This is a genomic window from Aeromonas sp. R6-1, assembly GCF_040908165.1.
Classification (GTDB): Bacteria; Pseudomonadota; Gammaproteobacteria; order Enterobacterales; family Aeromonadaceae; genus Aeromonas; species Aeromonas caviae.
Genome location: NZ_JBFODF010000034.1, coordinates 103748 through 112431 on the forward strand (window position 1 = coordinate 103748; position 8684 = coordinate 112431).

At 60.9% G+C, this 8684-nt stretch carries 7 protein-coding genes, 1 tRNA gene and 1 other RNA gene; 1 reads left to right on the forward strand and 8 read right to left on the reverse strand.

Going from position 1 to position 8684, the window contains the following annotated elements:
* Positions 1–40: 40 nt before the first annotated feature.
* From hybE to hybO, 6 genes are read right to left on the reverse strand one after another with little or no spacing between them, the layout of a single operon-like run.
* The gene (gene hybE / locus AB5Y68_RS09990) at positions 41–592 is read right to left on the reverse strand and encodes a hydrogenase-2 assembly chaperone (protein WP_039038926.1); all 552 of its coding nucleotides are present in this window, start codon (positions 590–592) and stop codon (positions 41–43) included.
* Complete coding sequence (locus AB5Y68_RS09995; RefSeq protein ID WP_039038927.1) at positions 574–1104, reverse strand: HyaD/HybD family hydrogenase maturation endopeptidase; 531 nt, start codon at positions 1102–1104, stop codon at positions 574–576. The genes hybE and AB5Y68_RS09995 overlap by 19 nt, the downstream gene beginning before the upstream one ends.
* Positions 1104–2807 carry a hydrogenase 2 large subunit gene (hybC, locus tag AB5Y68_RS10000; protein WP_039038928.1) on the reverse strand — a complete coding sequence of 568 codons (1704 nt, stop codon included), beginning with the start codon at positions 2805–2807 and terminating at the stop codon, positions 1104–1106. The genes AB5Y68_RS09995 and hybC overlap by 1 nt, the downstream gene beginning before the upstream one ends.
* Positions 2804–3991, reverse strand: coding sequence for a Ni/Fe-hydrogenase cytochrome b subunit (gene hybB, locus AB5Y68_RS10005; protein WP_039038929.1), 1188 nt, complete (start codon positions 3989–3991; stop codon positions 2804–2806). The genes hybC and hybB overlap by 4 nt, the downstream gene beginning before the upstream one ends.
* Entirely contained in the window at positions 3984–5009 is a 1026-nt protein-coding gene (gene hybA / locus AB5Y68_RS10010; protein WP_039038930.1) for a hydrogenase 2 operon protein HybA, read from the reverse strand. Before hybA ends, hybB begins: the two co-directional genes overlap by 8 nt.
* A 2-nt stretch (positions 5010–5011) precedes the next feature.
* Positions 5012–6145 carry a hydrogenase 2 small subunit gene (gene hybO, locus AB5Y68_RS10015; RefSeq protein ID WP_039038931.1) on the reverse strand — a complete coding sequence of 378 codons (1134 nt, stop codon included), beginning with the start codon at positions 6143–6145 and terminating at the stop codon, positions 5012–5014.
* Positions 6146–7207: 1062 nt separating this feature from the next.
* Here hybO and alr point away from each other — a divergent pair.
* Positions 7208–8320 (forward strand): alanine racemase, encoded by a 1113-nt coding sequence (gene alr / locus AB5Y68_RS10020; protein ID WP_200886009.1) that lies wholly within the window; start codon positions 7208–7210, stop codon positions 8318–8320.
* Between the two features lie 91 nt (positions 8321–8411).
* Here the strand turns inward: alr and AB5Y68_RS10025 are convergent.
* Positions 8412–8541, reverse strand: a non-coding RNA gene (locus tag AB5Y68_RS10025) — RtT sRNA.
* Positions 8542–8594: 53 nt separating this feature from the next.
* Positions 8595–8682: transfer RNA gene (locus AB5Y68_RS10030), tRNA-Ser, on the reverse strand.
* Between the last annotated feature and the right edge of the window lie 2 nt (positions 8683–8684).

Consider the following 8684-nt stretch of genomic DNA (forward strand, 5'->3'; position numbering starts at 1 on the left):
CCAAAACGGCCCCTATTCTAAACCTGATTGCAGATGAGACCTAGCGCTGGGTGTCGCCAACAGGGTCGCCACGCCGGCCGCTGAACAGGCGGCGCCGGCTCAAGTTCATGCCGCCCTCCCCCTGCTGCACCGGAAGCGAAAGCAGCATCTTGAGGGTACTGCTCACCAGCGCACGCCCCTCGTCGGCCCCCAGATGCGGGTCGATGGGGGACATGAGCGAGCAGGCCAGCAACTGCCCCGTCTCGGACAATGCCCCCACCATAAAGGTCAGGTTGCCGCAGGGGAGCTGCAGGGCGAGCCGCTCGCTGCTGCGCACCGGCCAGAGCTGATCCGGCCCCGGCAACACCACCACGCTCAGCATCCAGGGGGTGAGCACACAGCCGAGCCACTGGTCTTCAAACAACACGCACTCCGCAGCGATTGGCATGTCCGGGTGATAGAAGGGCAACGCCTGCATCTCTTCGCGAGCGATCCGCTCATACTGGGCTACCAACAAGGGCGCGGGGTTGGTGGCAAAACCGGCAAATTCCTGCGCCGTCTCCGGTAATATTTCCGGCACTCTCTCAACCTCGTTCACAATGGATTGCGCCATGTGCCCTCCCGCGCTTGTTCAGCTTTCTCCTGCTCAGAGAGCGGGATGGCTGGGGCACCGACACTGGCCAGCAGGGTCAAGATCCGATCCGTCGCCTCCCCTAGCGCCGCCGCCACCACGGGAGTGAGGCCGATGCGGGGTTCGAGGGATTCGGGCTCGACCCCGATCAGGGTGAGCCGCCTGGGGGATTCCCCCGTCATGTGCAGCGCCGAGAGCACGTCCGCCAGCCCTAGCTGGTGCGGGGAGATCTTGCGACCGAACAGGGTCGGGATCTCCTCATCTTTCAGGGTCACCACTGTGCCCGGCGGGTTACCGCTGCGCACCGCGTCCGCCAGTATGATGTGGTCACGACTGGCCATCGCTTCGAGCAGCTCCATGCCGGCGGTGCCGCCATCAAGCAGCTCGATGCCGGGGGCGAAGCGGTAGTTGCGCCCCAGCCCCTCGACGATCCGCACTCCGATCGCCTCGTCACTCAACAGCAGGTTGCCCACGCCCAGGATCAGGGTGTTCATCACAGCACCTTCACCTGAGTCACGTCGCCGCTCTGGGTATCCACCACGTGCACCGCACAGGACATACAGGGGTCGAACGAATGGATGGTGCGCACCACCTCCAGTGGTTTGGCGGGATCCGCCACCGGGGTGCCTACCAAAGATTGCTCGTAGGGGCCGGGCTCGTCATTGAAGTTGCGCGGGCCCGAGTTCCAGGTCGATGGCACCACCGCCTGATAGTTCTCGATCTTGCCACCCTTGATGACTACCCAGTGGGAGAGCATACCGCGCGGTGCCTCTTCAAAGCCCACCCCGCGAAACTCCTTGTCCGCCGGGATTTCGGTCTTGATGTAGGCGCTGACATCCCCCTTGCCGATGTTGTCGACCAGCGCCTTCCACTGATGAGACAAGGTGTCTTTGAGCACACAGCAGCGCACCGCCCGGCCGATGATGCGGCCCAGGGTGGAGTGCAGCTGTTCAGTCTTGATGGCCGAACCGGTCAGCGCCTTGTAGAGGCCGTTCAGCTGATCGAAGTGCGCCACCGTCTCCGGGTGTTTGGCAGCCAGCTTGACCAACAAGTCGGCGAGCGGCCCCACCTCCACCACCTTGCCGTAGAAGGTGGGGGATTTGACCCAGGAGTACTTGCCGTCATCCTGCCAGCCGGTGTAGTTGGGCTCGGTCTTGCCCTCCCAGGGCTTGAGGGGGGCGTCATCCTTGTACCAGGCGTGCTTGTTGCTCTCGGCAATGCCATCCATCAGCCAGGCATCCTGATGGCTCTCGATGGGGCGATAACCCGCCAGATCGCCGTTCTCGATGTAGCCGCCCGGCATCAGGAAGCTGCCGCCGTCACCGTCGGTGGGCAGCTCCGGCACGCTCAGGTAGTGCCTGGCCCCCTGCCCCAGGTTCAGCCACTCGGGGTAGTGGGCGGCTATGATGGCGGCATCCACCTTGTAGACCTGCTCGATGAACTCGCCGAGCCGGTCGATAAAGCTCTTCACATAGAGCAGCCGCTCCAGGTTGAGCACGCTCGGCGCATCCAGGTTGATGGGGTTGGCCACCCCGCCCACCGCCAGGTTCTGGATGTGGGGGGTCTTGCCACCGAGGATAGCGACGATGCGGTTGGCATCGCGCTGGCACTCCAGTGCCTGCAGATAGTGCGCAACGGCGATGAGGTTCACCTCCGGGCTCAGTTTCATCGCCTTGTGGCCCCAATAGCCGTTGGCGAAGATGCCGAGCTGGCCGCTCGCCACCAGGGCGCGGATCTTCTCCTGTACCTTGACGAGCTCGTCGGCGCTGTTGAGGGACCAGGTCGATACCCCCTTGAGCATGTCCGCCGCTTTTTGCGGATTGGCCCCAAGGGCCGCGGTGATGTCCACCCAGTCCAGCGCGGAGAGCTGATAGAAGTGGACGATGTGATCGTGGATGTTGTGGGCCGCAATGATCAGGTTGCGGATGTACTGGGCGTTGACCGGCACCTTGGCGCCGATCGCGTTCTCCACCGCCCGCACCGAGGCGATGGCGTGAATGGAGGTGCACACCCCGCAGATGCGCTGCACTATCATCCAGGCATCGCGCGGGTCGTTGCCCTTGACGATCTCCTCCATCCCGCGCCACATGGTGCCGGACGACCAGGCCTTGGTGACGACGCCGCCTTCGATTTCACAGTCGATACGCAGGTGACCCTCGATGCGGGTGATGGGGTCTATGGTGATACGTTGGCTCATACGTTGGCTTTCCCTCGGGCCTGATAATCTTGGTGAACACGTTCAAGTGATGGCAGTACCGGCAGCAGCCGGATTAGCAGCAAATAGGCACACACCTCGATGGCGACGAAGCCCAGGGAGATCAGCACTTCCGCCGCGGAGGGGAAGTAGTGGTAGCCATTGCCGGGGTTGAAGGCGAGCAGGGAGTAGTCCAGTCGCCAGAGGGCTGCGCCCAGCAGCATGCTGAGGGCCCCCAGGAACAACATGCGCGAATCGCGGCGGCTCTTGTCCCAGTGGAACACCAGCAGCGGGAAGATCATCAGCGCGATCTCGCTCCAGAACATCAAGGCGTAGCGATTCCACTGGGAGAGATACTCCGACTTGTCGTTGATGACGATCTCGGCAAAGCGCAGCGCCACGAACAGGATCAGGAAGATGTCGATCACCTGGGTCAGCTTGTAGAACAGCGACTTCTCGTTGGGGCCGCGCCCCGCCAGCCCCGCCTGCACCAGGGAGCCTTCAAACACCACGATGGAGAAGCCCATGATGAAGGCGGTCAGAAGCGAAAAGACCGGCAGCAGCTCGTAGCTTTGCCAGAGCGGATGGATCTTCTCCCCCGCCACTATCATCAAAGAGCCCATCGAGGATTGGTGCATGGTGGGCAGCAGGGCCCCCAGCGCCAGGATGAAGAACATGATCTTGTTGAGACGCGCCATGGAGGTTTTCCAGCCGAACTTCTCCAGCAGCACGGGGGCAAACTCCAGCGCCATCACCCCGATGTAGATGGTCATGCAGACCGCCGTCTCGAACAGCACCGAGGAGGTGTTGAAGAAACCCGGAATGTAGAAGTAGGGCAGGTTCCAGTAACGGCCGACGTCGATGGTGATGGAGAGGCCCCCCAGCGAGTAGCCAAACAGACTCGCCAGCAGGGCCGGCCTTACCAGGGGGTGATACTCGCCCCGGTTGAAGACGTAGACCGCCCAGGCCAACGCCCAGCCGCCGCAGGCGAAACCGGTGCCGATCAGCAGATCGAACGAGATCCAGAGCCCCCAGGGATAACCCCCGTTGAGATCGGTGACCGAGCCCAGCCCGAAGATGAGGCGTTTGAGGATCAGCATGCCGCACAGGATGACGAACGGCGCCAGCACCATGACCGGCCAGCTGACCAGCCTGCCCCCCAGTGGATGTGCCTTGTGATTACTCATGATCCTTGCCTCCCGATCGCTTGTCATGGCCCGCGTGCGAGTCATGATCGTCGCCATCCTGATGGTCCTTGGTGTTGCGGCGAATGAGCACCGAGAGCCCGGTCAACACCACCAGCGGCAGCACCATCCCCTTGTAGAGGGTGTGCTGGATGTGCTCGGAGCGCGCCCCGGAGGAGAGCTCCGGCAAGTCAGGCATGTCGAGCTTGGTGTAGGGCACCCCGGCCAGCACCAGCACCTGGGTACCGCCCCCCTCCTTCTCGCCATAGACGTAAGGCTGGTAGTTGGGCACCTCATGCAGGTAGGGATCGTTGGCGCTGAAAGTCTGGCGCGGGTAGGCATATTCGCTGCCCGGGGTGGCCAGCAGCCGGCGCTTAGCTTCGGCCATCAGCGCCTCGCGGGTACCGAAGATGACGGCGCCGGTGGGGCACACCTCGACACAGCCGGGCAATTTGCCCTGATCAATCCGTTCAAGCCCCTTCTGGTTGCAGAGCTCGCACTTGTGGATCGCCCCCAGCGGATTGTCGTAGTCATATTTGGGCACGTCGAACGGGCAGCCCACCATGCAGTAGCGGCAGCCGGTGCAGACGTCCGGGTCGTAATGGACGATTCCTGTCTTGGGATCCTTGGTCAGCGCCTGCACCGGGCAGACGGAGACGCAGTTGGGATCGACACAGTGCATGCACTGCTTTTTGATGTAGGCATAGCCATCCACCAGCTGATCCTTGTGCTCACCCGTGCCGCTCTTCCACACCTGAATGATGTTGTTGGTGTAGGGGCTCAGCTTGTCGTTGTTGGACCAGGTTGCTTCCCCGGCCGGATTGGCCGGGTTGCCGTTGAGGCGCTGACACTCCGCCACGCAGGCCTGGCAGCCGATGCAGAGAGTGGAGTCGTAGAGCATGCCGAGCGCACCGGGAATGGGCGGCTTGTTCTCGGCCGCAGCCAGGGCAGTGCCGGAGACGGTGGTGCCCGCCGCCAGCGCACCGACGGAGGCGAATTTGAGGAAGTTGCGTCTGTTCACGGTCACTCCTCCCGTGATGAGTGCTGCCCGGCTTCATGGCGCTTCTGCTGGCGACCGAGCTCGCGCACCGTCATCAGACTCACCCCGACCAGCACCCCGAGCGCCCCACCGATAAGGCCGGTGGCGGTGGGCGACATGTGTCCTCCCTCCTGGATGGCCACGTCGGGCTTGTTCACCCGCGGGGTGGGATTCTCCACCTTGGCGAGCTGGAAGATCCCCTTGCTGAACCCCACTCCCTGCTCGTTGCAGCCATAGCAGGGGTGGCCTATGCCCACCGGCCAGATGCCGCCGCCCACGTCGCAGAACTCCAGGGTCGAGCAGTTGCCGTAGGTCTCCGGCCCCTTGCAGCCCAGGTGATAGAGGCACCAGCCCTGACGGTGGCCCTCGTCACCGAACTCCTTGGCGAAGCGACCAGCGTCGAAGTGCGGACGGCGCTCGCAGTTTTCGTGGATGAGCCGTTCATAGGCAAACAGCGGCCGCTTCTTGGCATCGAGCGCCGGCAGCTTGCCGTAGGTGATGTAGTAGGCGACCGTGGTGAGGAAGTTGTGGGGATTGGGCGGGCAGCCCGGGATATTGATAATCGGCGTACCGAGGTTGCCGAGGGCCTCCTCCAGGCTGACGGCACCGGTCGGGTTGCCGCCGCTGGCGGGCACCCCGCCCCAGGCGGCGCAGGAGCCGATGGCGATGACGGCGGCGGCATCACTGGCAGCGCGGCGAATATGGTCGACGATGGGTTCACCCGCCACCATGCAGTAGATGCCGCCATCTTTAAGCGGGATGGAGCCATCCACCACCAGCACATACTTGCCCTTGTAGCGTTCGATGGCATTGTGCTTGTTCTCTTCGGCCTGATGACCGAAGGCCGCCGAGAGCACCTCGTGGTACTCCAGCGAAATGGTGTTGAGGATCAGGTTCTCGATGGTGGGGTGGGTGGCGCGCAGCAGCGACTCGGTGCAACCGGTACACTCCTGCGCCCCTATCCAGATCACCGGTGGCCGCTCGGGGCTGGTGAGCGCGGTGGCCATCTTGGCCACGGCATGCTGGCTTAATCCAAGGGTTGCGGCCATCCCGGCGCACAATTTCATAAAGTCACGGCGATTAATTCCATGAGCCGATAAAAAAGTATCCTCGACCATTCTTCTTATTCCCGTCAGTGAGCATTGTTTGACAAATGCTTAATTGCGGGAATGCTATGCCTCCCCTTCCCCCTTTATGTTGATCTCCATCAAGTGACGGAACATTATTCAAATAGAAAACTCATCATCATGGATTTAAAAAATCCATATATAGCATAGACTTAGAAAGCATGGCGTGGGCTACCAAAATACCCACTAGGGGGTATTTTTGCGTGTTATTGAATTTAATTCATTTAAATTACCCGTTAGTTCGTGATGTTAAATAATCAGAATGAAAGCGTTGTCACACTATTTGATCCAATATTTATGCTACCAGTTACAGGCTTTTTTCCGCGTCAAAAGTAGCTAAAAACATATACCATTAAATTTTATTTAATTATATGTCACCAACCAAAATGAACGCGCAAACGATATTTATTATCAGCTTTTAAGAAATAACCCGCCCTGCTGTTCAAGGCTGATCTTCGCCGCTTGATTAATTAACCGGCCCACATCCATGCTTCACCATCCCTGGCCACGGATGACCTGTCTCTCCGGCCGCGTGCGCCACCAAGCCGGCCACAAGCTTTCTTGGTGGCGTACACCACTCGCCGGTTCGACGAGATGCCCTCTTTAATCCGGCAGTTCCACCTTCACCCCCATGGAGCTGGTAGCCTGCTTTTCTCCTCTGCCATGCACCTGCCCCTCCCCGCACCTTGGCCAGGGGTCGGCAACCCCACCTGCACGCAGCCGGTGCGAAAAACCGCCAACAATGTGCGAAAACGGCTCGATCCCCCTCCCGTTTTAAGGGGAAAAACCAGTGATAAATATTGCCCGATAGGGAGCCAGAGAAAGCGTTGGCAGGGAAATTTATACCGAGGAATATTCCGTATTTTGCGCATTTACGCATTCCTATTCGCCACATAATTTACCAACAAAAAAACAACTGATAACATCTTTTTACATTTTAAAGCATATAAAAAACATGATTCAGTGACCCCCGTTTGCTCGTCCCGGCAGCCAGGATCACCGGATCGGGATTGAAACCATCAGCCAACTACTCATCGAGCAGACACCCGACCCATGATGAACACAGTTACGGCCAGCATCGATATCGATGCACTCCAGCACAATTTCACCGTGGTGCGCCGCCATGCCCCCCACAGCAAGATCATCGCGGTACTCAAGGCCAATGCCTATGGCCATGGGCTGCTGCAGGTGGCCCACGCCCTCGCCCAGGCCGATGCCTATGCGGTGGCAAGGGTCGAGGAGGCGCTGGTGCTGCGTGCTAACGCCATCACCAAGCCCATTCTGGTGCTGGGAGGCTTCTTCAGTGCCGAGGCGCTGCCGCTGCTGGCGAAACACGAACTGCAAACCACCTTGCATACCTGGGAGCAGCTGGCACTGCTCGAGCAGGCCAGTCTGCCCGCCCCCATCAAGGTGTGGCTCAAGCTCGATACCGGAATGAACCGGCTCGGGCTGCGCACCCTGGAGCTGCCCGCCTTCATCGAGCGGCTGAGCCATTGTCGCAACGTGGTGCAGCCGTTCCATCTGATGACGCACTTCAGCCACTCCGATGAGCAGGATACCCAGGCCACCCGGCTGCAGATCGAGGAATTCAACCGCCTCTCTGCTCATCTGCCGGGCGAGCGAACCATGGCCAACTCCGCCGGCATCCTCGCCTGGCCGGCATCGCGCAGCGACTGGATCCGACCCGGCCTCATGCTCTACGGCGCCTCCCCGTTTGCCGGTCAGCTTGCCGCCGACCATGACCTGCGCCCGGTCATGAATCTCAAGAGCCAGCTCATCGCCACCCGCGCCTGCGCGCAGGGCGAAGCGGTCGGCTATGGGGGGCACTGGGTGGCGGATCGAAATACTACCCTCGGCGTGGTGGCCGCGGGATATGGCGATGGTTACCCCCGCATGGCACCCGAAGGGACCCCCATGCTGATCAATGGCCGCCGGGTACCCATCGTGGGTCGGGTTTCCATGGACATGATCACCGTCGATCTGGGGCCGGCGGCCAGCGACAAGGTGGGAGACGAGGTGACGCTGTGGGGGGAAGGGTTGCCGGTGGAACAGGTGGCCGAAAAGATAGGCACCATCCCCTACGAGCTGCTGACCCGCCTGACCAGCCGGGTCCATCTGACGCACTGTGACAAACGCGAACAGATGCCGATGTTGAAGCTGGCCTGAGCAAGCGGTCTGAGACCGGCCACAGAGAAGTGTCAAACCAGCCCTTGATAAACAAAAGGCCCCGTCTTTCGACGGGGCCTTTTGTTTTATTTGGCGGTAAGGGAGGGATGATTCGCCACTGCGTGGCTCACCCCTTCGGGGCGGCCTGCGGCCGTTCATCCCGGCAAGCTGCTCTGCTCGAACCCGGCGAGGGTTCTCACCCCCCTCTTCGAGATGAGCTGATGACGCTTCCCCAAAGCAAAAAACCGACCATGAGGTCGGTTTTTTTGCAATTTGGCGGTGAGGGAGGGATTCGAACCCTCGATACGTTGCCGTATACACACTTTCCAGGCGTGCTCCTTCAGCCACTCGGACACCTCACCAA